Origin of the sequence: Mycobacterium sp., from assembly GCF_032159765.1 — a bacterium.
Taxonomy (GTDB): Bacteria; Actinomycetota; Actinomycetes; order Mycobacteriales; family Mycobacteriaceae; genus Mycobacterium.
Genome location: NZ_JAVHWM010000062.1, coordinates 23,636 through 47,355, shown reverse-complemented (window position 1 = coordinate 47,355; position 23,720 = coordinate 23,636). Strand labels below are relative to the sequence as shown.

The following is a 23,720-nucleotide window of genomic DNA, read 5'->3' as shown; positions in this document are numbered from 1 at the left end:
TCGTTCTTCGCGAAGAACATGCTGCCGCTGCTGACCAGCACCCGCACCGTGATCGAGAACATCGACAACGACGTGATGGAGCTGTCCGAAGCGGCCTTCTGATCCCGTCGAAACGCTGAAGCCCCCGATTCGTCGGGGGCTTTTGCGTGGTCACGGTGCCGGCGACCCCTTCTGCTCGCCGAAATTCACGTTATGCAGGAGTCCACTCGAACTTCCTCTGCATACCGTGAATCTCGCGTCCGGTGAATAGAAGGTGGGCCTGGGCCCGGATGGACGAAGGAGAACCGCCGCTGGCCCCCCTCTTGCCAGCGGCGGTTCACGTCTATATGAGTAGAGGTACCCCGTGTTGTCGTCGGGTCGGGGGGTCAGACGGCAACACGGGGCTATCCGGTTATCGGCTTAATCGACGGGCGCGTTACACAACTTTCTCCGTCGCGACGAACGTCGACTTACTGCGAGAAAACGCCCGAGAACTCGACGGGTAATCGACGTTCGCGCGGCAATGTGGTGTGCGGCTGCTGTCAGGCTTCCAGGATCGCTGCGACGCCCTGACCACCGGCCGCGCAGATCGAGATCAGGCCGCGGACGGGCTTGCCGGTCTCGTTGCGCTTCTCGGCCAGTTGCTTGGCCAGCTGCGCGACGATCCGCCCACCGGTCGCGGCGAAGGGATGCCCCGCCGCGAGCGACGAGCCGTTGACGTTGAGTTTGGACCTGTCGATCGAGCCCAGAGCCGCGTCCAGCCCGAGTTGTTCCTTGCAGTACTCCTCGGACTCCCACGCCTGCAGATGGGCCAGCACCACCGACGCGAAGGCCTCGTGAATTTCGTAGAAGTCGAAGTCCCGCAGAGCCAGCCCGTTGCGGGAAAGTAGCCGGGGCACCGCGTACGTCGGCGCCATCAGCAGGCCGTCGGCGCCGCTGACGTAGTCGACCGCCGCGGTCTCCGCATCGACGAAATACGCCAGCGGGTCGATGGAGTGCTGCTTGGCCCACTCCTCGGTGGCCAGCAGCGCCACCGAGGCGCCGTCGGTGAGCGGCGTCGAGTTGCCCGCGGTCATCGTCGCGTCGCCGGCCTTGGCCCCGAACACGGGCTTTAGCTTGGCCAGCTTCTCCGCCGACGAGTCTGCACGCAGGTTGTTGTCGCGGTACAGGCCGAGAAACGGCGTGACCAGATCGTCGAAGAAGCCGCGGTCATAGGCCGCGCTCATGTTGCGGTGGCTGGCGGCGGCGAGCTCGTCCTGGTCGACCCGCTTGATGCCCATCTTCTTGGCGGTGATCGCCTGATGTTCGCCCATCGACAGGCCGGTGCGCGGCTCGCTGTTGACCGGGATCTCGACGCCGAGGGTCGCGGGCAGCTTGCCCACCAGCTTGAGCCTGCCGACGTTCGACTTGGCGCGACGGATCCCAAGCAGCGTCCGGCGCAGATTGTCGCCGAGCCCGATCGGCGCGTCGGATGCGGTGTCGACACCTCCGGCCGCTGCGACCTCGTAGCGGCCGGCGGCGATACCGTCAGCGGCGGCGATCGCCGCCTGCAGCCCGGTTCCACAGGCCTGCTGCAGGTCGAAGGCCGGCGTGTACGACGACAACGCGCTGCCGAGCACGCACTCGCGCATGAGGTTGAAGTCGCGGCTGTGCTTGAGCACCGCACCGCCGATCACAGCGCCCAGCCGCTCACCGTCGAGGTTGAACCGGTCGATGAGCCCGCCGAGCGCGGCGGTGAACATGTCCTGGTTCGACGCCTCGGCATAGGCGCCGTCGGAGCGCGCGAACGGAATGCGGTTGCCGCCCAGAACGGCCACTCTTCGGCCCGCAGTTGTGCTCGCCACGTTTGCCTCCCCTGTCGCTACGGCTATGAATACCGGTGTTAGTTAATACCTCGGTGCTAGTTAATACCCCATAGTAAACATCGACCTTACTGCCGAGTAAGTTCGAGCCGACCCATACGAAAGGGACTTCCGTGGCCACCGATCTTCTCACCCAGGTCGCCAACTCGATGCCCGGATCATTTCTGGCCAAGCAGCTGGGTATCCCGCAGCCCGAGTTGCTGCGCCGCTACCGGGCCGAAGAGCCGCCGTTGTCCGGCTCACTGCTCATCGGCGGCGAAGGCCGGGTGGTCGAACCTCTGCGCAGCGCGCTGGCCGAGGACTACGAGCTGGTCCGCAACAACATCGGTGGCCGGTGGGCCGACTCGTTCGGCGGGATCGTGTTCGACGCCACCGGCATCTCCGAGCCGGGCGGACTGACCGCGCTGTACGAATTCTTCGCACCGCTGCTTCGCAACGTCGGCCACTGCGCCAGGGTCGTGGTCGTCGGCACCACGCCCGATCAGACAGGCAGCGTCGACGAGCACATCGCCCAGCGGGCGCTGGAGGGGTTCACGCGGTCGCTCGCCAAGGAGATGCGCCACGGTGCCACGGTCCAATTGGTCTATCTCACACCCGATGCCAAGCCTGCCGCGACGGGCCTCGAGTCGACGATGCGGTTCATCTTGTCGGCCAAGTCCGCATACGTCGACGGTCAGGTGTTCTACGTCGGCGCCGCTGACTCCAGCCCGCCCGCCGACTGGGACAAACCACTGGACGGCAAGGTCGCGATCGTGACGGGCGCCGCGCGCGGAATCGGCGCGACGATCGCGCAGGTCTTCGCGCGCGACGGCGCCCGCGTGGTCGCCGTGGACGTCGAGGCCGCGGCCGACCCGCTGACCGAGACCGCGGCGAAGGTGGGGGGCACCGCGCTCACGCTGGACGTCACCGCCGACGACGCGCTCGACAAGCTCACCGAGCACCTGCGCGACCACCACGGCGGCCGTGCCGACATTCTGGTCAACAACGCCGGCATCACCCGTGACAAGCTGCTGGCCAACATGGACGACTCCCGTTGGAACTCGGTAATTGCGGTGAATCTGCTTGCGCCTCAACGGCTCACACAAGGACTGGTGGACGCCGGCGTGATCGGCGAGGGCGGGCGTGTGATTGGTCTTTCGTCGATGGCGGGAATCGCAGGCAATCGCGGCCAGACCAACTACGCGACGTCGAAGGCCGGGATGATCGGCATCACGCAGGCTCTGGCGCCTGTGCTGTACGAGAAGGGCATCACGATCAACGCGGTCGCCCCGGGTTTCATCGAGACCAAAATGACCGAGGCGATCCCGTTCGCCACCCGTGAGGTCGGCAGGCGACTGAACTCGCTCTACCAGGGCGGGCAGCCCGTCGACGTCGCCGAAACCATCGCCTACTTCGCCAACCCGGCGTCGAACGCGGTGACCGGCAACGTCATCCGGGTGTGCGGCCAAGCCATGCTGGGGGCATGAAATGGGCACCACCGAGACGACGGAGCTGCCCAGCGGTCTGCGCAACCTGCTGCGCGCCGCAGCAGGCGCGTTGCCGTTCATCCCTCGCGGATCCGACCTGCCCGACCGCACACTCAAGGTCGAGGGGCTGGCAGTCGACAAGTCGAACGTCGCGGAGTACGCAGCTGTCACCGGACTGCGCTACGGCGACCACGTGCCGCTGACTTACCCGTTCGCGTTGACGTTCCCGGTAGTGATGTCTCTTATCACCGGCTTCGACTTCCCTTTTGCGGCAATGGGTTCGGTGCACATCGAGAACCACATCACGCAGTACCGGCCGATTGCGGTTACCGACACCGTTGACGCCAGCGTGCACGCGGAGAACATGCGGGAGCACCGCAAGGGCCTGCTGGTCGATGTCATCACGGATATCAACGTCGGCACCGACCATGCGTGGCACCAGGTCACGACCTTTCTGCACCAGCAGCGCACCAGCCTCTCCGATGAACCTAAGCCGCCTGCGGTCAAGCAGCCGAAGCTGCCTCCACCGAACGGGGTGCTGAGGATCAGCCCCGGCCAGATCCGTCGTTACGCATCGGTCGGCGGAGACCACAACCCGATCCACACGAACCCGATCGCAGCCAAGCTGTTCGGCTTCCCCACTGTCATCGCGCACGGAATGTTCACCGCCGCAGCCGTTCTGCGCACTATTGAAGGCCAGTTCCCCGACGCTGCGGAGTATTCGGTGCGGTTCGGCAAACCCGTCGTGCTGCCGGCGAACGCGAATCTCTACGTCGAGCGTGACAGCGACGGATGGAAACTCGCGCTACGCAACTCGAAGGGCGAGCCGCACCTCACCGGGACGGTGAAGCCGCTGTAGTCGCCTCGGCTTCTTCGTCTGCGGGGCGTCCCCTCAGTCCGCGCCAGGTGAGGTTGTTCAACAGGTCGACCGCCTCATTCACGTCGGCCTCCCCGGTGCTCACCCGCGTCGCGATCGCCTCCCCGGCACCCACCAGAGCCACGGCCATCATGTGAAAGTCAGTGCCGGGCTCCGGGTTTCGCGTGCCGGCGCTCAGCAGCCTGGCCACCATGGCGATGATCTGCTCGCGCCCGTCGCGAACTGTCTGGGAGTACATCTGCGAACTCGTGGCCTGCTGGTACAGCACGATCCACGACGCCCGGTTGGTGTCGATGTATTCCATAAACGAGCGAATTGTGCTGCGCAGGAGGTCTTTCGGACTCTGCTTGAGATCGATGCCGTCGCGGACCGCCTCGATGAACCTGCCCAGCTCACGATTCAGACACGCGCCAAAGAGTTCTTCTTTGGAGCCGTGGTACAGGTAGAGCATCGGCTTGGAGATCTCGGCCTCTGCGGCAATCGCGTCCATCGATGTCTCGTGGTAACCGTTGCGGGAGAACATCTCGACCGCGGCGTCGAGCATCTGCTGCTCACGCACGGCGCGCGGCAGCCGCTTGGTGCCACCCGCCATCATGATTCCTCACGCCGTCCGCCGTTGACCTTACTCCAGAGTAAGCAACAGATGACCGATCAGCACTGCGGACCACGGCCCTTCATCGCAGCGACCCGGCGCAGCGAGGCGTCGACGCGTTCCATGGACAGCTCGTTGGGGACCGCGGCCTTGAGTCTTTCCAGAACCGCAGGCACTTCGTCGGTGGTGACCCACAGCGCGACGTCGGCACCGGCCTGAAGCGCCTTCAGCACGGCTTGGGGAACGGTGTAGATGTCGGTGATCGCCTTCATGCTCGACAGGTCGTCGGTGAAGACCACACCGTTGAACGGCTGGCCGCCATAGTCGCCCGACCGCAGCAGGTCGTAAGCCGCCTTGCTCAGGCTGGCCTGCTGTTGATCGTCCGTGAGGTTGGGCACGATCATGTGGCCCACCATGGCGGCGACCTTCGGCTCGGTGAGCAACGTCTGGTACGGGATGAGATCCCTCTGCTTCAACACTTCCAACGGGGGTGTGGTCACAGAGCCGGTGTGCGAATCACCACTTGCATGACCGTGGCCGGGGAAGTGCTTGAACACCGGGGTGATGTTGGCGTCGCGCAAACCCTGCGAATACGCAAGCGCGTATTCGCGCACTACCTGAGGGTCGTTGCTGAACGACCGGTCGCCGATCACGGTGTCGTCGGCCTGGTCGCTGGTGTCGGCGACGGGCGCGAAGTCGACGGTGATCCCGAGGTTCGCCATCGCCAGGCCGCGTTGCTTCGCCATTTCACGTACCTGGTCCAGCGGCATGTGGGTTTGCACCAACGACCGCGCCGACGGTGCTGGGCTGATCAGGCTCGCAAGGCGGTCCACCCGGCCGCCCTCTTCGTCGACGCTGACGCCGACTGGGAGCGGCGTGGCGGTCCTCAGCTGCTGGAGAAGCGACTGGTCTTTCAACATCGACTTGTCGGTGCCGCTGCCGATGAAGATCCCGCCGACGTGATACCTGGCCACGACGTTGCGGGTGTCCTCGGCGCCCGTCACGCCGACCATCAGCAGCTGAGCGAGTTTGGTCTCCAGCGGCATGTTCATCAACGCCGCGTCGTCTCCGCAGACCGGAGGCGGCGGCGGGGGCAGGGGCGCAACCGAGGACTGGCTGCTCTTCTGCGCCGACGCCTCAGAGCCGGATCGCCGGTGCTGGAACCACAACACACCAACTCCCACTACTACCGCGATGAGCAGGACCGACAGGAGGATCTGGAGAACCGGCGCGTTCCGCCGAAACCATCCCTTCGGCTGCTGATGCGCCGGGCCTTCGCTCGTGGACGGCATGGGGCGGATAGTACAGACGACACCTGGCTCACCCGAACGCACGCGGCTGCGTCCTTGTGCTCCTCGCGTCCGCGTCCCTGTTTGTGCTCCTTGCGTTCGCGCCTTGAGGGTTTCGCACCGTGTCGTCTGCTACGTTGGCGGCAACTCCCATGTCCATTCGCTAGGAGCCTTCGCAATGAAACGATTCGGACTGGCCGCGGCTGCCAGTATCGTGATCGGCCTGCTTCTGGGCGCTACCGCCGTCCTGGGTGCGACGATCCCGATCGGCAACCAGGAACCGCCGCCGCAAAGCGATAAAGGCGCGGCGCTACTCAACCGGGTCGAGTACGGCGACCGACACTAGCGTTCCGACACGCACGCGAGAAGCAATAGAGGAGCCGCCGTCCGCTGCCGCACACCTGTCGCGACGATGGTTGCTCGTGGTGGCCTCCGCGGCGCTGCTGCTCGCTTTCGCCCAGTCCCCCGGGATGATCTCGCCCGACACCAAACTCGATCTCACGGCAAATCCGCTGCGCTTTCTCGCCAGAGCCACGAATCTCTGGAGCAGCGAGCTGCCGTTCGGCCAGGCGCAGAACCAGGCCTACGGCTACCTCTTCCCGCACGGCGCATTTTTCGTCCTGGGTGACACTCTCGGCCTTCCCGGGTGGGTGACGCAGCGGCTCTGGTGGGCACTGCTGTTGACCATCGGCTTCTGGGGTGTGCTCCGGGTGGCCGAGGCACTGGGAATCGGCACCACCAGCTCGCGCGTGGTCGCGGCGGTCGCGTTCGTGCTGTCCCCGAGGGTGCTGACGACGCTCGGTTCCATCTCGTCGGAGACGCTGCCGATGATGCTGGCGCCGTGGGTGCTGTTGCCGGTGATCGTCGCGCTGCGCGACCCCACGCGCTCGATGCGTCAGCTCGCCGCGCGGTCGGCGGTGGCGGTGGCGTTGATGGGTGCCGTGAACGCCGTCGCCACGCTCACAGGGTGCCTACCCGCGATCATCTGGTGGCTCTGTCACCGGCCGAATCGGCGGTGGTGGCGGTTCACCGGGTGGTGGCTGCTCGGCATTGGCCTGGCGACCGCGTGGTGGATCGTCGCGCTGGTGCTGCTCGGGCGGATCAGTCCGCCGTTCCTCGACTTCATCGAGTCCTCCGGCGTCACCACCCAGTGGACATCGCTGACGGAGGTGCTGCGCGGCACCGACAGCTGGACCCCCTTCGTCGCCCCCACGGCAAGCGCCGGATCGTCCCTGGTGAGCAGCGCCGTGGCGATTCTGGCCACCACGCTGGTTGCTGCGGGCGGGCTGGCGGGGCTGGCGCTGAGGTCAATGCCGGCTCGCGGGCGCCTGGTGACCATGCTTCTCATCGGCGTCGTTCTGCTCGCGGTCGGCTACTCCGGTGGGCTCGGCTCGCCGCTGGCGCACGACGTACAGGCGTTCCTCGATGCGGCCGGCACCCCGCTGCGCAACGTGCACAAGCTCGAGCCGGTGATCAGGCTGCCGTTGATACTCGGGGTGGCGCACCTGCTGGGACGGATCCCGCTGCCCGGAGCGGTGCCACGCCGCGAGTGGGTGCACGCGTTCGCTCATCCCGAGCGCGACAAGCGTGTCGCAGTGGCGATCGTCATGCTGGTCGCGCTCGCGGTCAGCACATCACTGGCCTGGACCGGCAGGCTGACGCCGCCCGGCACCTTCAGCGCCATTCCCCGGTACTGGCACGACGCGGCGGACTGGCTCGACGAGCACAACGCGATTGGGCCGACGCCTGGCCGAGTGCTGGTGGTGCCGGGGTCGCCGTTCGCTACGCAGGTGTGGGGCACTAGTCACGACGAGCCGCTGCAGGTGCTCGGCAACAGCCCATGGGGCGTGCGCGATTCGGTGCCTTTGACGCCACCGGCGACGATCCGCGCGCTGGATGCGGTTCAGCGGCTGCTGGCTGCGGGCAGGCCATCCGATGGTCTCGCGGATATGCTTGCGCAGCAAGGGATTTCATATGTCGTGGTGCGCAACGACCTGGATCCTGACAGGTCTCGGTCGGCGCGGCCGATCCTCGTGCACCGCGCGATCGACAACTCACCCGGGCTGACGCCGGTCGCGCAGTTCGGCGATCCGGTGGGGGCTGGCGTCGTGCCGGGTTTCGTGGCCGACAGCGACCTTCGGCCGCAGTATCCCGCGGTGCAGATCTACCGGGTGGGCGCCGGAAACGTCGGCGCTCCGTACTTCGCAGACACCGCCGGGATGCCCCGCATCGCTGGCAGCCCCGAGGCGCTGCTGCGCGTTGACGAGCGCCGCCGGCTGCGGGGCGACCCGCCGATCGGCCCGGCACTGCTCACCACCGACGCGCAGCGTGCCGGGCTGCCCTCGCCGATAGTGACCGTCACCGACACGCCGCTCGCCCGCGAGACCGATTACGGCCGCGTCGACGATCATTCGTCGTCGATCCGCGCACCCGGCGACACGCGCCACACCTTCAACCGGGTGCCTGACTATCCGTCGGACGCGGAAACGGTCAACGGCGCCTGGTCGGGCGGCAGGCTGACGGCGTCGAGTTCTGCCGGCGACGCGACAGCGCTGCCCAACGTGTCACCAGCGACCAACCCCGCCGCCGCCATCGATGGCGATTCCGCGACCAGCTGGGTCACCAACGCGTTGCAGACCGCGATCGGACAGTGGCTGCAGGTGGACTTCGACAACCCGATCACCAACGCAGCGATCACGATCACGCCCAGCGCCACGGCCGTCGGCGCACAAGTACGCAAGCTCCGGATCTCCACCGCAACCGGAACGACCACGCTGCGCTTCGACGAGCCGGGCAAACCCCTCACGGCGCCCCTGCCGTACGGCGAGACATCCTGGGTCAGGGTGACCGCCACCGGCACCGACGACGGGTCAGCCGGCGTGCAGTTCGGGATCACGGACCTCGCGATCACGCAGTACGACGCCAACGGCTTCGCCCATCCAGTGACGCTTCGCCACACCGTCGACGTACCGGCTCCGCCTGCAGGTTCCAGTGTGGGCGGCTGGGATCTGGGCGCCGAGATGCTCGGGCGGGCGGGGTGTGCCGACGGCCCCGGCAGGGTGCGCTGCGCGGCGACGTTGGCGCTGGCGCCTGAGGAGGCGGTGACGTTCAGTCGCACACTGACCGTGCCTGCGCCCGTCGCGGTGACGCCCACGGTGTGGGTGCGCGCGCGGCAGGGCCCGAAGCTGGCCGACCTCGTCGCGCAGCCTGGTGCTGCGCGCGCGACAGGTGACGCCGACGTGATCGACGTCGCGGGCTCGGCGTTCGCCGCGGCCGACGGCGATCCGCGGACGGCGTGGATCGCGCCGCAGAAGGTCGTGCGTGAGCGCGTCGCGTCGTCGGTGACGCTGAAGCTGCCGAGGCCGACGGAAGTGGCCGCGCTGCAAGTGACGCCCAGCACGTCGTCACTTCCCGCACACCCCGAGCTCGTCGCAGTCGACCTCGGGAACGGGCCCCAAGTGCGCCCGATCGCACCCGGCGCCGACGGCGACATCCGCACCCTGCGCCTGGCACCGATGGTCACCGACACCGTGAAAGTCAGCGTGCTCGAATGGAACGACGTAATCGACCGCACCGCATTGGGTTTCGATCAACTGAAGCCTCCCGGGATCGCTGAGCTCACTGCGCTAGGGCCCGACGGGACGCCGATCGCTCCCGCTGATGCGACCCGCAACTGGAGCCGCTCCGTCGACCTCGACTGCGGGCGGGGCCCGGTGATCGCGATCGCCGGACGGTTCGTGCCGACCTCGATTCACACCACGGTCGGCGCTCTGCTTTCCGGCGAGCCGATCAACGCGGTGCCGTGCCAACGCGAACCGATCGCGTTGCCCGCGGGCAAGCAGGAGCTGTTGATCAGCCCAGGAGACGCCTTCGTCGTCGAAGGCGCCGAACTTGCCGCCCCGGCCGCTTCGCCGATTTCGTCACCCTCCGCACCGACGACAACAGCACGCGTCGGCACGTGGGGGCCGGACCGCCGCGAAATACACACCGATCCGGCACCGACGGAGCGGGTGCTCGTCGTCCCAGAAAGCGTCAACCCGGGATGGATTGCACAGTCCCCCAACGGCACCCGGCTGACGCCGATCGTCGTCAACGGATGGCAGCAAGGATGGGTGGTGCCCGCGGGAACCGCAGGCACCATCACCCTGACGTTCCCGTCCAATGCGCCGTACCGGGCCGGGCTGGGCTGGGGGCTGGCGCTGCTGCCTGTGCTGGCGCTACTGGCGCTGGCGCGACCGCGTCGCAGGGCCGACGACGCGCCGGCCCGTCCATGGCGGGTGCCGCCCATCGCGGGAGCCATCGCGGCACTGGCGTCGGGCTGGCTGATCTCCGGTTTCGTGGGCGTCGTGGTGCTCGCCGCCGCCCTCGGCGTGCGCTATCTGGTGTCTGCGCGCAGGGCCGACGCCATCACTGTTGGCACCACCGCGACGGCCTTCATCATGGCCGGGGCCGTGTTGTCGCGGCACCCGTGGCGTTCGGTCGATGGCTATGGGGGCCATTCGTGGGGTGTTCAGCTGCTGGCGCTGATCGCCATCGGCGCGCTCGCCGCGTCAGTGACCGCACTATCCAACGGCGGCGCATTGCGGCGATACTCCCAGCGCCGCAACGCAACTCGGCACGGAGACTCCACCAGCGCATAGCTCACCGCGGCGATCGCGAACCCGAAAATGACGGTGAGTACCAGCACCACGGGCATGTGCCCGCTGAAGGCGAACTCGCCGATGACGGGAAACACCATCGTCAGCGCGGCCAAGTGCCAGACGAACAGGCCGTAGGACCAACGGCCCAGCGTCACCATCGGCCTGCTGCCCAGGAACCGGTGCGGCGTGTCCGCACGGTCGAGTACCAGCGGCGCCACCAATGCCGCAGCGACGACTGCGCCCGAAGCGACTTTGACCATGAACTGGCCGGCAGTGCCGGGCACCAGTCCCTCCGGTCCGGCGAGCGGCGAGGCCGCGACGGCGAACGCGGCGGCTGCGACGACTGCCATCAGCACGCGGCGGCGCGCCAGCCGGTGCATCCAGCCGACCGGGCTGACGGTCCACTCCGCGAGCAGCATGCCTGCGGCAAACCAGGAGAAGAACGCAGGCGGCCAGTTCAGTTGATTCACGAACTGCGGCGTGTGAATGGGAACCAGCGCCCACAAGCAGCTGGCCGCACCCAGCGCAGCAATCGCCGGCACCCGTGCCCGCACCGGAAGTCTCCGCGCCAACAGGGCCAGCAGCGGTAGCGCTAGATAGAAGGTTACCTCGACCGACAGACTCCACATCTGGGTCAGGCCAGCGGTCAGCGTCAGCGGAACGTAGATCTGGGTAAGCGACAGATTGGCCAACCACACTGTGCTGCTTGATGTTTGGGCATCTGGGAGCAGTGTCAGAATCACCACCACCGCGACGAGGTAGCCGGGCATGATCCGCACGATTCGCGATCGCAGGTAGTGCCCGGTCGGCGGGGTGTGCCGTAAACCCCGCACCGCCGCGGCGTGCCCGCGCCACAGCAGGAAGCCGGACAGCGCGAAGAACACCGCGACGGCGAGGTCGAACCGGCCGAACACCCGGCCCCACAATCCGCTGGAATGTCCGGTCTGGAACGCAACGTGGGTGATCACCACGCCGACGGCGGCGCAAGCCCGCATGCCCTCCACCGCGGGCACGAAACTACGGGTGCCGCCGACCGCCTCGGTGGGGTAGAGGGTCGTGGGCGACACGCTGACCAGTGTGCCTGGCCGATGAGCGCTTGCGCGAAGAGGAGAGGTCACCGCGCCCACGCCGGCGAAACGCGGGGCCGCGGGTTGGTTCGGCGGTTAAGGCGTCGGGGTAATCACGGCTTTAGATTCTGCTGTTAGGGTCGAACGGGTTTGCCTCCACTGGCTGGTCGGAAGCAGCGGACGTGAGGAGCAGGACCAAGAGCGTTTCGGCGGCTGGTCATTGGATCGGTCGTCGTTACCCGCTCAGCGCGAACGGGCGACGGCCGGAAGGAGGCATGGTTTGGACCGCGCAGCGAAGCTTCGTCTCGCCGCGTGCGTGATCTTGGGCCTCGGAGCGGCTCTCCTGATGGCCGCGCTACTCCTCGGGGTGTACACCGTGAACAAGGTCGCCAAGATCCCGCTCAACATCGACACGACGTTGACCAGCGAAGGCAATGGCCAAGCGCTCAACGCCAAGTACCTGAATCCTCCGGAGCCTCCCAAGCCCCCCGAAGGCGAGCCAGAGCCCCCGAGGCAGCAACCCAAGGTCGTCATCGACGACGTCAAAGATCAGCATCTGGTCCAACAGCAGCAGATCACCTCGGAGTCCGGCCACGACCGGCCCAGCAACGACAACGAGGTCACCGTGCAGATGGGCACCACGCTGCGGCGCATCGATATCGGTGACGCCGGTCTGCTTCTCGCGATGATCGACACCGTCACGCTGAACCGGACGACGGCGACGGCCGTCCAGGGCGACGGGCCAAATGGCTGGCTGGCCAAGCCACGCGACCTCACCGTGCCGGCCAAGCCCGATGCGTCGGACCCTCAACCCGTCAAGCACCAGGGCCTCAGTTACCGGTTTCCCATCGACGTCAGCAAGGACGGTTCGTATGAGTACTTCGATCCGATCGCTCAGAAGCCGTTCAAGACCACCTTCAAGGACACCGAAGACGTCCTTGGCCTAGAGACGTATCACTTCACCCAGAGCGTGGGGCTGGACGCAGGCGGCAATCTGCCGAAAAAGCCGTCCAGCGACGTCGTGCAGCCGGTCGAGTATCAGTCTCGCTTCGCCGATCCAACGGTCGACTCCAAGATCACGGCTCGCGCGGCGGAGTGGGGTTTCGACAACGAGCCGGCCGACAAGCGCATCACGATGACCCGGTACTACGCCGCGTTCCGCGACTTCTGGGTGGACCCCGTGACCGGGATCATCGTCAAGGAAAAGGACCAGGCATTCCACTACTTCGTGCGCTGCGACGACGGTGACGTGTGCAAAGAAAAAAACCCGCTGGATCCGGAGAAAATCCGGACCCTGGTCAAGTACTCGATCGAATCGACTCAGGACACGGTCGAGTCGCAGCTGAACGCGGCGCGAGATCAGGGTGACCAGATCGCGCTGGTGGGCCGCATTTTGCCGATCACCTTCACCGCGCTGGGCATCGTCGCGCTCGTCGGCGGCGCGTTGCTGGGCTTGTTCACGCTGCGCGCGCAAACCGCGCTGATCGACCCTGGCCTCGACACCGCGGGCCACGAGTTCCTCGGCCCGCGCGGGTCTAGCGGCGAACGCCGCCCGCCCGGTGCGGAAGCCGAGACGGAGAAGCTGCCCACGCAGCGGCGCTCACCCCGCGAGCCGCCTTCTCAGGCACCACCGCCTCCATAACGCCGGCGTGTCTGTGACGCGGCGCTGGCTGGCGCCTGCCTATGCCCTCGTTTTGGTGCTCGTGATCACCGCACCCTTGCTCGCGCCTGGGTATCTGCTGCTGCGGGACGCCGTGTCGACACCGCGGTCGTACTTGTCCGACGAAGCACTGGGGCTTGGCGAGTCGGCGCCGCGCGCGCTGCCACAGGACTTCGCCGTGGCGTTGTCCTCCCACCTGATCGACGGCGGCGTCGTGGTGAAGGCCTTGCTCATCGTCGGGCTGTGGCTGGCCGGCTGGGGCGCTGCCCGGCTGGCCTCGCAGGTACTGCCCGACTGCGGGCTGGGCGCCGAACTCGTCGCGGCGACTGTCGGGATCTGGAATCCCTATGTGGCCGAACGGCTTCTGCAGGGCCACTGGAGTCTGCTCGTTGGCTACGGCTGTCTGCCGTGGGCCGCGGCGGCGATGCTGCGGCTACGGGAAAGCTCCCAAGCAGCGTGGTGGCCGCTGGTGTTGTGGATCGCGGTGGCCGGACTGACGCCGACGGGCTTGTTGCTGGCGGCGGTGGTAACGATCGTGTGCATCGGGGTGCCTGGAGACGGCCAGTCCCGTGTGCGCTGCGTTGTCGTGACGCTCGGCGTCGCGCTAGCGGTCGCGTTGCCATGGGTGATCGCGAGCGTCGTCGCCGGGTCGCTGTCATCGAGCCAGCCGGGCATCGCGCCCTTCGCGGCCAGGGCCGAGCCCGGTCTGGGCACCCTGGGCAGCCTCGCAGGGTTGGGCGGCATCTGGAATGCACAGGCGGTTCCGCCGTTGCGCGCGACGCTGTTCGCCGTTGTGGGCTCGCTGGTGCTGGTGGCGATCGTGGCCATCGGCCTGCCTTCCGTGCGGAGACGACCGGCGGCGGTCGCTCTGCTCGGGCTGGCCCTCGTCGCGGTGCTGGTGCCGGCCGCGATGGCCACCGGCCCGGGCATCGCCGCCGTGGAGACGATGGTGCGAGCGCTGCCTGGTCTCGGGGTCGTACGCGACGGGCAGAAATGGGTGGCGCTGGCGATGCCGGGTTACGCGCTGGCTGCCGCCGGTGCCGTGCTGACGCTGAAGCGATGGGCGCCGGCAGGTGCCATCGCGACCGTCTGCTGCTTGGCGCTGATCGCGGTCTTGCCAGGCCTGGCTTGGGGTGTCGGCGGCGATATCACGCCGGTGCGGTATCCGGCCGGTTGGGCGGCGGTCTCGTCGCGGATCAACGCCGATCCGCGTCCTGTCGCAGTGCTGCCCGCTGATGTGATGCGCAGGTTCGATTGGTCCGGCCCGGCGCCCGTACTCGATCCCCTGCCGCGCTGGGTGCGCGCGCACGTGTTCTCGACCGGTGACCTGACGATCTCGGGCGGGACGGTCGTTGGCGAGGGCAGCCGCGCGCGCGAGATCCAGCGGCTGCTGCTTGACGGTGCCGAGCCGGCCGAGCTGGCGCGATCCGGTGTGGGCTGGGTCGTCGTCGAATCAGGTACTGCTGGTGAAATAGGTTCGGCTGCAAAAGCTTTGACCAAGATTCCGGTCGCGTACCGTGATGCGGACATGACCCTTTATCGGGTCGGCGGCGACAGGGCTGGTGCGTCGACGAGTCAACGCGCGGTGATGGTGTCCGCCCACCTCGTGTGGCTGGCGACGCTGCTTGCCGGAATCGTCGGCACGGCGGTGACTGCGGTTCGCGAACGGCGCCGTGGGCTCGTCACGTCCTCGACGGCGGACGCTGCCCCTTAAAGCAGACCGCTGACCAGCCGCCCGGCCGACACCGATTCCAGCACCACGCGCATTCCATCGGCGCTCTGCCGCCAGGAGAATTCGGTGCTGCGCGCCTGCGCCTTGCGGCCCAGCTCGTCGCGGATCGAAGGATCGGTGAGCAGGCACTCGAGCGTGTCCACCAATCCGGCGTGATCGTCCACGAGAACGCCAGTGACACCGTCGATGATCGAGTCGGTCAGACCGCCGGACGCGCGATAGCCGATCGTCGGCACGCAATGCTGCGCCGCCTCCGTCACCGCGAGGCCCCAGCCCTCTTTGCGCGAGGGCAGTACGTGAACCCAGGCCCGTTGCAGCACAGAATGTTTCGCTGAATCGCCGACGTGTCCATGAAAGGTGACCGAGCCGCTGACGCCCAGTCTTGCCGCGTGCGCAACCAACCTGTCGCGCCACCAGCCGTCACCGACGATGTCCAGATGAACGTCGGGGATCCTGGTCGTGAGCACCGCGAGTGCGTCGAGCGCATCCTCAATGTGCTTGTGCGGCACCAGCCGGGAGAGCACAGCCACCCGCGGAGTACTCGACCTCAGGACCCGGAGCGTGTGCGGTGGCGCGTCGTCCAAGCCGTTGCGGACCACCGCGATCCGGTCGGCGTCGACGCCGAGGACCATCAGGTCACGGGCCGACGGCAGCGACACCGTCACATATTGGTTGTCCCGGTGTACGCGCGGCGACACCGTCGACTCGCATAGCCAACCGATCCGCCCGAGCAGACGGCCGGCCAGTGGCCACTGCTCCCGGTGGCAGTGGTGCACCAGCACGGCAACGCGGCGCCCGAAGATAAGGCGGGCGAAGAACGCCAACCCATTTTGGGTGTCGATGACGACGTCGGGGCGCACGTCGCGCAGCGGGCCGAGGCCCAGCCGCGCGGCGGCCATCGCCAGCATCGCCCAGACATAGACCGAATACCGGCCGCCGGACCGGCTGATCGTGACGCCGTCGACGACCTCGTTCCTGGCCGCCCCGGGATAGCGCGCGGTGCGCATGGTTACTGACACACCGTCCGCGGCCAGCTGGGCGCCGATGCGCTGCAGGTACGTTTCGCTGCCGCCGCCCTGGGGATGGCCGACGTCACGCCAGCAGAGCACGAGCACGGAGCCAACCATCAGGCTCAGCGTAGCGTGACGGCAGTGCGTGCGACCGCAGCCTTCGCCCAGCATGCGACGTTGCGCCGGTCGCTTCGGCTGCTCTCGGAATTCCGGTACGAACAACGTCGTCCCGACCGCTTCTACGGCGCGCTGGCCGCAGACACCGCGATGCTGGTCGACGATCTGTGGCGCGGCGCGCACGGCCAAGGCGCCGAGGGACGCCTGCTACTGGACATCGGAGGCGGTCCAGGATATTTCGCGACGGCCTTTGCGAACGCAGGACTGGACTACGTCGGCGTCGAGCCCGATCCCGCCGAGATGCACGCGGCTCCGAGCGTGGACCTGACGACCGGCCGGTTCGTCCGCGCGTCCGGGATGGCACTGCCCTTCGCCGACGACAGCGTCGACATCTGTCTGTCGTCCAACGTCGCAGAGCATGTGCCCGCGCCCTGGCGACTCGGCGACGAGATGTTGAGAGTGACGAAGCCCGGCGGCCTTGCCGTCTTGTCGTACACCGTCTGGCTCGGCCCGTTCGGTGGTCACGAGATGGGTCTGACGCATTACTTCGGCGGAGCGCGCGCGGCGCGCTGGTATGCGCGCAGGCACGGCAGGCCGGCGAAGAACAACTACGGCTCGTCGCTGTTCGCCCTGTCGGTCGCCGACGGTCTGCGGTGGGCCCGTGCCACCGGGGCGCTGATCGCCGCATTTCCCCGCTACCACCCGCGATGGGCCTGGTGGATGACCCGTATCCCCTGGTTTCGGGAGTTCGCGGTGAGCAACCTGGTGCTGGTGCTTCAGCCCGAACGGCCGAAGACTGGAACAGGTTCTCGTTTTGCACCCGGGGCTCTGTAATGTGGGCCACAACATGGCAGTGCGATCCCCGTCGTCCCTACCGGAAACCATCAGCGCAGCGCTGGGCGACCCGGAGGGTTTGCGCGCCGTCTTCGAACGGTGGCTGGCGGCCCGGCAGTCGGGTGCGGCCGTGGCCTCCGCTCGGGTGACAGCGCATAACACCGTGCTCGTCGACGCCGGGTGGGACGGCCAGCCACGCCGACTCGTCGTGCATCTGGCATCCACATCGGACTGGTCGCCACAGCTGGAGGCGCGATGGCAGTTCCTCACGCTTCAGCGGCTTGGCACCCAGCTGATGCGGCCGGCTGTGCCGTCGGTGCTCTGGTGCGAAGACGACGCCGGACCGCTCGGAGTGCCGTTCTTCGTGATGACCCGTCTCGACGGGCTTACGACGGCGAAGTACGAAACGCCGTACACGTTCGGGTCGTGGATCGCCGATGCGACGGTGATCGAAAGGGCACAGATGCAGCGGGCCATCCTTGAGCAACTGGCCCGCGTACACGCAGCGGTGCCGTCGGATTTCGCGTTCCTCGACCGTCGGCGTCCCGGGGAGTCGGCGCTGTCGGCACACGTCCGGCGGATCGCCGAGCGGTACGAGGCGGTCAGCGGCCGGGGGCTGCAGGCGCCGCTCATCGAGCGTGGCCTGCGGTGGCTGCGTGAGCGCTGGCCCGTGGAGCCTGCGCCGGTGCTGTGCTGGGGCGACGCCCGGATCGACAACGCGATATACCGCGACTTCGGCTCGGCGACGCTGACGAGCTGGCGTCACGCCACCCTGGGCCCACGCGAATTGGACCTCGGCGCAATCGTTTTCCACCATCAGTTCGCAGACGACCTAGCGCGTGCCGCAGGCCAGCGAGGTCTGCCGGACTTCTTGCGTCCGGCAGAAGTCGCGGCTACATACGCCGACATCACCGGCTACGCCCCGGCGCACCTCGACTTCTACATCACCTGCGCCGCGCTGGCTCATGCCGTCGACATGCTACGAAGCCCGTTGCGCACCAATGCTTTCAAAACGCTGACTGATTTGTTGGATGACCCGACAGGAGAAACATGACCGAGCAGTACAAGACCGAGTGGGACAAGCTGTTCATTGGCGGCAAATGGGTGGAGCCGTCGACCGACAAGGTCATCGAGGTGCATTCGCCTGCAACGGGCGAATATGTCGGCCGGGTGCCGCTGGCCGCCCCCGCCGACGTCGACGCAGCAGTTGCCGCGGCGCGCAAGGCTTTCGACGAAGGTCCGTGGCCGTCCACCCCGCCCGCCGAGCGGGCCGCAGTGATCCAGGCCGTGGCCAAGCTGCTCGAGGACCGCAAGGACTACTTCACCTACCTGCTGACTGCTGAGACTGGACAGCCGGCGACGATCATCGAGACGATGCACTGGGCGGGCTCGATGGGCGCGCTCAACTTCTTCGCCACCGCCGCCGATGCGGTGAAGTGGACCGAGATCCGCAACGGGTCCTACGGGCAATCGATTGTCTCGCGCGAGCCGATGGGCGTGATCGGCGCGATCGTCGCGTGGAATGTGCCGCTGTTCCTTGCGATCAACAAGCTCGGGCCAGCGCTGCTCGCCGGCTGCGCGGTGGTCCTCAAACCCGCCGCGGAGACCCCGCTGACCACCAACGCCCTCGCCGAGGTATTCGCTGAAGCCGGCCTGCCCGAGGGAGTGCTGTCGGTAGTGCCCGGCGATGTGGAGACCGGGCAGGCGCTGACCGCGAATCCCGACCTGGACATGCTGACGTTCACGGGAAGTTCGGCGGTGGGCAAGGAGGTCGGCAAGCGCGCGGCCGACATGCTCAAGCCGAGCACGCTGGAGCTGGGCGGCAAGTCGGCGGCGATCATCCTCGAAGACGTCGACCTCGCTTCGGCGATCCCGATGCTGGTGTTCTCGGGCGTGATGAACGCGGGCCAGGGCTGTGTCAACCAGACCCGGATACTGGCGCCCCGCTCCCGGTACGACGAAATCGTGGAAGCGGTAAGCGCTTTCGTGCAGGCACTCCCGGTCGGGCCGCCGTCGGACCCGGCCAACCAGATCGGCCCGCTGATCAGCGAGAAGCAACGCCAGCGCGTCGAGGGCTACATCGCCAAGGGCAAGGAGGAGGGCGCACGCCTGGTCTGTGGCGGCGGCCGGCCCGAGGGCCTCGACAGCGGTTATTTCGTCGAGCCGACCGTATTCGCCGACGTGGACAACAAGATGACGATCGCCCAGGAGGAGATCTTCGGGCCGGTGCTGAGCATCATCGGATACGACGACGAAGACGACGCGGTCCGCATCGCCAACGATTCGGTCTACGGGCTGGCTGGCAGCGTCTGGACCACCGATGTGTCGAAAGGCATTGAGATTTCACAGAAGATCCGTACGGGAACCTACGGAATCAACTGGTACGCCTTCGATCCCGGCTCCCCGTTCGGGGGTTACAAGAATTCGGGCATCGGCCGCGAGAACGGTCCGGAGGGCATCGAGCATTTCTGCCAACTCAAGAGCGTGCTGCTGCCGATGGGCTACACGATCGAATAGCGCGCACCCTCGGCCGAACGAGTTAGAAGATCACGCGGACGATGGTGTCCGCGACTGCCGCCGGCTTCTCGGAGCCGTCCAGTTCGATGGTCTGGCGCACCGTGAGGTTCACCATGCCCTCTCCCGCCTTGGCCGCCTCGACCAGCTCGGAGCGTGCCCTGATCCGGCCCCCGGACGGGACGGCGGCCAAAAAGCGGACCTTGTTCAGCCCATAGTTGATCGCCATCTTCGCGTTTTCCACGCGGAAGTTGTCCTTGCTCATCGCCGGGATCATCGACAAGGTCAGGAAACCGTGCGCAATGGTTGTGCCATACGGGCTTTCGGTCTTCGCGCGCTCGGTGTCGATGTGAATCCACTGATGGTCGCCTGTCACGTCGGCGAACTCGTTGATCCGCTTCTGGTCAACCTCGTGCCACTCCCCCACTCCGAGTTCCTGTCCGACAAGGCTTTCGGCCTCGTCGACCGATGAAATCACCTTCATTGGCTTCTCCTTCGCTCCGCTGACTCAGACCTTAGCCATCGCCGTCTGGATGCGGTCCAGCACGTCCCTTCGCGCCGCGCGGCCCTCCGGCACCGGAAGAAGGGGGTACACGTGCAACCCGCCGGGCTGCTCGTGATACTCGAGCCGACCCCGCGGCACCCTGTCACGGAAAACGCGGCAGTCGGCGAGCGTGATGTCGCGGTCTCCGACGTACATGTCGGTTGGCGGGAGCCGGGTGAGGTCCCCGAGAATGGGGCTGACCGCGGGATCGTCGAGCGACATGCGACCCGCCCACACCCGGCCCACGATCCGAAGACCCGTCGTCGACAGCCACGGATCGCGAAGCTCGAGTGCCGCGATGTCCGGGTTGCGCAAGCCGATGTCCAGCCAGGGCGCGATCGCCGTCAGCCCCACCGGCGCAGCCCCGCCTGTCTCGCTCCAGGACTGCGCGGTGGCCAGCGCCAGGCCTCCACCGGCGGAGTCACCGATGAGATACGTCGGACCGCGGCCCGACGCCAGGTCAAGGACCTTGTGCATCAACCTGATCGCGTCGTCGGCGTGATACTGCGGCGCCAGCCCGTAGATGGGCACCCAGACCTCGACGCCGACCTGTGCTGCGATGTCTGCGATCAACTTCCAGTGCAGCCTCTGGATTTCGTTGATGTACGCCCCGCCGTGCAGGTAGATCACCGCACCCGAGTGGCGAGCGACGTCGGGGCTCACGACGTGAACATCGCATCCGTCAACGGTTTTCGTGCTCACGCGGAACCTCTTCGCGAGCCGTCGCGGCGGTGCCGACGATCCTTTCGGTTGGGCAAGGAGCCGCTCGGCTTGCTCTGTGGTGGCGTATCGCCGCTTTCGGGTTGCTCTGACATAGGCAGCGACGGCCTTCGTCTGCACGGACATCGTGATCGTCAAGGCCTTCCGGTGTCAGGATGGAATCGAGCGTAGCCCCGTACGCACGAGGTCCGTCGGGCAGCGCGACACTTGCCGTCAAAGCACGGACATAGGGCCCTGGCGGTGTGAGGATGCAACGATGATGGCGTCGGCGGGCCGGGACTCATCGTCCCGCAAGCGGTCGCCGTTGCGCGTGGTGCAAGACGGTGTCGCACGCATTGTGATCAGTTACCGCGATGCCAGCCGACGGGTGCTCGCCCAACGGGCGATTGTTGCCGGCTACGTGATCGCGGTCGCATACGTCTGTGCGCGTGCGCTGTTCCCGGGAGTCGGCGCGGCACTGCCTAGGTGGATCGAATGGTTCGGTGCGCCCGGAAATTACGTGACGGTCGTGGTCCTGCTTGCCTTTCCGCTCGCCTATATCATCATGGGCCGGACGGAGGGGCAACGGCCCGTCACCGGCTCACCGCTGTTTTTCCTCGCGGTGATGGCCGCCTCGGCCGTGCTGCTCGGATGGAGCGCCTACGCACGCTGCTACGGCACCCCGGATCCATCGAACTACGACAGCGAGACCCCGTTCTTTGCGCCGTTGGGTTGGACGTTGGCACTGTTCGCGGGCAACGTGGAGGACAGGTTCGGCCCCGACAGTGTGGCCGCGTGCCAACAGGTTCCGATCGCGCTCGAGATCGCCCGATTGCTGGCGATCGCGACCACGTTGACCGCGGGGCTGGCTGCGGCGCTGACCCTGTTCCGCTCGCAAGTCGACAGATTCGCGATCTGGCGGGCGCACTCGGTGACCGTCGCCGTCGGGGTCGACGACGACACGGTCTCGATGATCCGCGCGATCGCCAACACGCTCGCGCCCTCTGAGACACTTGTCGCGGTCACCAAGGACGACAGCACGTTAGCGGCCAGTGCCGTGCGCAGCCTTGGCGCCAAAGTGCGTGTGGTCAATCTCGACAAACCGGAGGCGATGGCCAGATTGCGGCTCTGGACACGGCTTCAGCGGCTGTATCTGCTCTCCGAAGATCCTGTGCAGAACCTGATGCGCTTCCGGGTTGTCGACGCACATCTGGAAGAGCTCGACCACGATCGGATCCGGCTCCCGCTGATCGTGCGGATCGACGACCCGTGGCAGGCGGAGGTGTGGCGCCGAAGTTTTCTCGCCAACGTCCAACGTCGGTGGGTGGCCGATGCGGTGGGACGGTTCGAGCTCACGGCCGCCAAGTTGGTGCGTCACATGACCACGAGGAACCCCGCCGAACCTGAGATGGATCCGCCGTCGACGGTGGTGCTCTGTGGCCTGCACCCGCTCACCTACGCACTCGCGTCCGAGCTGGCGCAACTTGAGCGGGACCAGTCGCTTCATGCAAAGCCCGGTGTCGTGCCTCCCAGGACGGTCATCATCTTCGCCGACGGAGCGCGCAGCTTCGTCGAGGACCACAACATGAGGCAGGACAGGATGGCGCCCGACGGCAAAGGCCTGAAGGTCGAGCCGCTGGAGTGCGATCCCACCGTCGACGCCATCACGGCATTTGCCCGCGATGATTTGTCCGATCTTGCTGTGGTTCTTGGGGATCCGTCGATGGAGACGATTGCCACGCGGTTAGCGGCCAGATTGCCCAAACTACGGGTGTACGCCGTGTCCGCGGTTTCATCGGCGCTGGCCGACTTCTCCATCGTCGGACACCTCTACAGCTTTCCGGTCAACATGGAACTGGAACGCTCGGCGCCCCAGGATGTTTGGGAGCGGGCAGCAGAGTTGGTGCACGAGCACTTCAGCGCCGGAAGGGATAGAACCAAACCGAGCACGCGGCCATGGCCGCAGCTCAGCCGGTTCTATCGCCAGTCCAACCGCCGACAGATTCACAACGCGTTGTGGATGGTGGAGACGATCGCGAAGCACACCTGGAACAGTCTGGAAACTGAATCCGCTGACCGGCTTCCGCCGACGTTCGACGCGATGGAACCGATCGAGCAACTCGAAGCCCTGGGATTTGATGCCGACACCGTTTACCGGATGATCCAACACGAGCACGAAGACTGGTGCAGGTTCTACAGAGAGTCGGGCTGGAAGTATGCGCCCGATCGAAACGACGCCAAACGCCACCATCCCGGCCTGCGGCCATGGGCCGAACTGGCCGAGGATCGCAGCGATTTCGTCGATCAGGCGCGGTCGAGTCTCGTCAGTGTGCTGCTTTGCCTGCGCAGCCTGGGTTACCGGTCGGTGCCTAAACTTGCTCAGCAGGAGGCCGGAGGAATCATCAAAGATGTCGTCTGACGCTAAGTGGCAGCGCTATCAGCGCCGTGGCGAGGTCACCGCCGAGAAGCGCGACCATGGCTGGACCTGGCAGACATCCACCGGCGAGGTCATGGAGGCGCAGCCCGGTGACTGGGCGGTCACCGACGACTCCGGCTCCGAACGGTCCGTGGCCGCGGGTGTATTCGAGTCCACCCACGAACAGGTGGCACCGGACAGGTACCGCCGGTCGGGCACCGTCTTGGCGCGACGGGTGATCAAACGAGAAGTCGTGGCCACCTTGGAGGGCGAAGGCGTGGCCAACGCCGGTGACTGGGTGGTGCAAGGCGCGCAGGGCGAGCAGTGGCCGGTTCCGGACGCACAGTTCCGCGCCAGCTACGAGTCATTTCCACAGAAGCACAAGAAGGCGGGAGTCACCCCGCAGGCGCAGCAATAGCGAG

18 protein-coding genes and 1 pseudogene are annotated in these 23,720 nt (G+C 66.8%); 12 read left to right on the top strand and 7 right to left on the bottom strand.

Features of this window, described 5'->3' with window-relative positions; translation table 11 throughout:
* On the top strand, positions 1–102 hold a 102-nt coding region (locus tag QOH60_RS07670; RefSeq protein WP_526418758.1), incomplete at its 5' end, for a hypothetical protein.
* A 419-nt stretch (positions 103–521) separates the two neighbouring features.
* On the opposite strand, the gene QOH60_RS07665 is transcribed toward QOH60_RS07670, so the two are convergent.
* A complete protein-coding gene (locus QOH60_RS07665; protein WP_526418750.1) occupies positions 522–1,823 on the bottom strand; it encodes an acetyl-CoA C-acetyltransferase in 1,302 nt (433 codons plus the stop codon).
* A 131-nt stretch (positions 1,824–1,954) separates the two neighbouring features.
* Here QOH60_RS07665 and QOH60_RS07660 point away from each other — a divergent pair, with 131 nt between their 5' ends.
* Together QOH60_RS07660 and QOH60_RS07655 are read left to right on the top strand one after the other, a co-directional pair.
* Positions 1,955–3,307: a 3-oxoacyl-ACP reductase gene (locus tag QOH60_RS07660; protein WP_526418748.1), complete on the top strand. Its 1,353-nt coding sequence runs from the start codon at positions 1,955–1,957 to the stop codon at positions 3,305–3,307.
* Between the two features lies 1 nt (position 3,308).
* Entirely contained in the window at positions 3,309–4,166 is an 858-nt protein-coding gene (locus QOH60_RS07655) for a MaoC family dehydratase (RefSeq protein WP_526418746.1), read from the top strand.
* On the opposite strand, the gene QOH60_RS07650 is transcribed toward QOH60_RS07655, so the two are convergent.
* Together QOH60_RS07650 and QOH60_RS07645 are read right to left on the bottom strand one after the other, a co-directional pair.
* Positions 4,141–4,776 carry a TetR/AcrR family transcriptional regulator gene (locus QOH60_RS07650; protein WP_526418744.1) on the bottom strand — a complete coding sequence of 212 codons (636 nt, stop codon included), beginning with the start codon at positions 4,774–4,776 and terminating at the stop codon, positions 4,141–4,143. The genes QOH60_RS07655 and QOH60_RS07650 overlap by 26 nt on opposite strands.
* A gap of 59 nt (positions 4,777–4,835) precedes the next feature.
* A complete protein-coding gene (locus QOH60_RS07645; protein ID WP_526418742.1) occupies positions 4,836–6,068 on the bottom strand; it encodes a glycoside hydrolase family 3 N-terminal domain-containing protein in 1,233 nt (410 codons plus the stop codon).
* Positions 6,069–6,243: 175 nt separating this feature from the next.
* Between QOH60_RS07645 and QOH60_RS07640 the strand changes: the two genes are divergently transcribed.
* Both QOH60_RS07640 and QOH60_RS07635 read left to right on the top strand, forming a co-directional pair.
* Entirely contained in the window at positions 6,244–6,411 is a 168-nt protein-coding gene (locus QOH60_RS07640; protein WP_526406229.1) for a DUF2613 family protein, read from the top strand.
* Between the two features lie 124 nt (positions 6,412–6,535).
* Positions 6,536–9,667, top strand: a pseudogene (locus tag QOH60_RS07635) (alpha-(1->3)-arabinofuranosyltransferase domain-containing protein); the annotation flags it as partial.
* Between the two features lie 908 nt (positions 9,668–10,575).
* Here the strand turns inward: QOH60_RS07635 and QOH60_RS07630 are convergent.
* Complete coding sequence (locus tag QOH60_RS07630) at positions 10,576–11,700, bottom strand: acyltransferase family protein (RefSeq protein WP_526418756.1); 1,125 nt, start codon at positions 11,698–11,700, stop codon at positions 10,576–10,578.
* A gap of 352 nt (positions 11,701–12,052) precedes the next feature.
* On the opposite strand from QOH60_RS07630, the gene pgfA reads away from it, so the two are divergent.
* Together pgfA and QOH60_RS07620 are read left to right on the top strand one after the other, a co-directional pair.
* Positions 12,053–13,414, top strand: a complete 1,362-nt coding sequence (pgfA, locus tag QOH60_RS07625) for a cell envelope lipid trafficking protein PgfA (RefSeq protein WP_526418740.1) — start codon at positions 12,053–12,055, stop codon at positions 13,412–13,414.
* A gap of 7 nt (positions 13,415–13,421) precedes the next feature.
* Complete coding sequence (locus tag QOH60_RS07620; RefSeq protein WP_526418738.1) at positions 13,422–15,146, top strand: MmpA family trehalose lipid delivery protein; 1,725 nt, start codon at positions 13,422–13,424, stop codon at positions 15,144–15,146.
* Here QOH60_RS07620 and QOH60_RS07615 read toward each other — a convergent pair.
* Positions 15,143–16,291, bottom strand: coding sequence for a glycosyltransferase family 4 protein (locus tag QOH60_RS07615; protein ID WP_526418736.1), 1,149 nt, complete (start codon positions 16,289–16,291; stop codon positions 15,143–15,145). The genes QOH60_RS07620 and QOH60_RS07615 overlap by 4 nt on opposite strands.
* 24 nt (positions 16,292–16,315) lie before the next feature.
* Here QOH60_RS07615 and QOH60_RS07610 point away from each other — a divergent pair, with 24 nt between their 5' ends.
* The 3 genes from QOH60_RS07610 to QOH60_RS07600 are packed head-to-tail and all read left to right on the top strand — an operon-like array spanning position 16,316 to position 19,642.
* On the top strand, positions 16,316–17,125 hold the full coding sequence (locus QOH60_RS07610; RefSeq protein WP_526418734.1) for a class I SAM-dependent methyltransferase: 810 nt from the start codon (positions 16,316–16,318) through the stop codon (positions 17,123–17,125).
* A gap of 13 nt (positions 17,126–17,138) precedes the next feature.
* Positions 17,139–18,179 (top strand): phosphotransferase family protein, encoded by a 1,041-nt coding sequence (locus QOH60_RS07605; protein WP_526418732.1) that lies wholly within the window; start codon positions 17,139–17,141, stop codon positions 18,177–18,179.
* Positions 18,176–19,642, top strand: a complete 1,467-nt coding sequence (locus QOH60_RS07600) for an aldehyde dehydrogenase (RefSeq protein WP_526418730.1) — start codon at positions 18,176–18,178, stop codon at positions 19,640–19,642. Before QOH60_RS07605 ends, QOH60_RS07600 begins: the two co-directional genes overlap by 4 nt.
* Positions 19,643–19,664: 22 nt before the next feature.
* On the opposite strand, the gene QOH60_RS07595 is transcribed toward QOH60_RS07600, so the two are convergent.
* Both QOH60_RS07595 and QOH60_RS07590 read right to left on the bottom strand, forming a co-directional pair.
* On the bottom strand, positions 19,665–20,123 hold the full coding sequence (locus tag QOH60_RS07595; RefSeq protein ID WP_526418727.1) for a MaoC family dehydratase: 459 nt from the start codon (positions 20,121–20,123) through the stop codon (positions 19,665–19,667).
* A gap of 24 nt (positions 20,124–20,147) precedes the next feature.
* A complete protein-coding gene (locus QOH60_RS07590; RefSeq protein ID WP_526418725.1) occupies positions 20,148–20,885 on the bottom strand; it encodes an alpha/beta hydrolase in 738 nt (245 codons plus the stop codon).
* 274 nt (positions 20,886–21,159) lie between these two features.
* Between QOH60_RS07590 and QOH60_RS07585 the strand changes: the two genes are divergently transcribed.
* Positions 21,160–23,301, top strand: a complete 2,142-nt coding sequence (locus QOH60_RS07585) for a RyR domain-containing protein (RefSeq protein WP_526418722.1) — start codon at positions 21,160–21,162, stop codon at positions 23,299–23,301.
* Positions 23,291–23,716 (top strand): hypothetical protein, encoded by a 426-nt coding sequence (locus tag QOH60_RS07580; protein WP_526418720.1) that lies wholly within the window; start codon positions 23,291–23,293, stop codon positions 23,714–23,716. Before QOH60_RS07585 ends, QOH60_RS07580 begins: the two co-directional genes overlap by 11 nt.
* The last annotated feature ends 4 nt before the right edge of the window (positions 23,717–23,720 follow it).